Source organism: Streptomyces sp. AC627_RSS907 (genome assembly GCF_019049165.1).
In genome coordinates this window covers 1-659 of sequence record NZ_JAGMUE010001389.1, presented here as the reverse complement: position 1 = coordinate 659, position 659 = coordinate 1, and the positions used below count along the sequence as shown (strand labels likewise).

The 659-nt window shown below is 72.8% G+C and carries 1 protein-coding gene; it reads right to left on the bottom strand.

Annotated features, from left to right (window positions below):
* Positions 1–593, bottom strand: a 593-nt coding sequence (locus tag KUM32_RS42055; protein WP_217146869.1) for a thioesterase family protein, incomplete at its 3' end; no start/stop codon positions are given.
* Positions 594–659: the final 66 nt, after the last annotated feature.

Genomic DNA, 659 nt, shown 5'->3' with positions numbered 1-659 from the left:
CCGCTGGGCTGGCCGATCGCCCAGCCCGCGGTCGCCGGGTCGAGGCGCATGTCGAACCGGTCCACTATCTCGGAGCTGTCGTTGAGCGGCACCTCACCGTCCGGGGCGTCGTCCGCGCCCAGGCAGTGTTCGTACGGGGGCATGGCCGGCGGCGTGGCGGCGGTGCGTACGTCGTTGGGCAGCGCGTCCAGGTGCCCGTAGGTGGCCAGCACGCGGATGCGCTCCACCTCCGCCCCGTCGTCGTCGAACTGCACGAGGGACGCCTGGCCGGTGGAGAGGGTGCGGCCGGCGCGGACCGTCTCGGTGCGGATCACGGCGGGCCCGGGCTGCGAGGCGGTCAGGTAGTGCGCCGTGATCGAGAACGGGTCCGGGTGCGGCAGGGTGTCGCCGAGGGCGCGGCCGAGCACGGCGAGCAGGTAGCCGCCGTTCAGCGCCTTGAGGATGCTCCAGCGCGCGGAGAGGTCGGCGTCGAAGGTCGCGGTGACCGCGGCGGAAGGAGCGCCGGATTCGGCGGCGGAGCCCGTCCCGGGGGCGCGGCGGGTCACCGTCGTGTCCCGGTCGAACTCGCTGTTACCGATGGTTGCCTGTGCCATGGAAAGCACCGTACACGGCAAGATTACCGACGGGTAGGTTTCCCCGGGCCCGGTTCGCCCTCATCC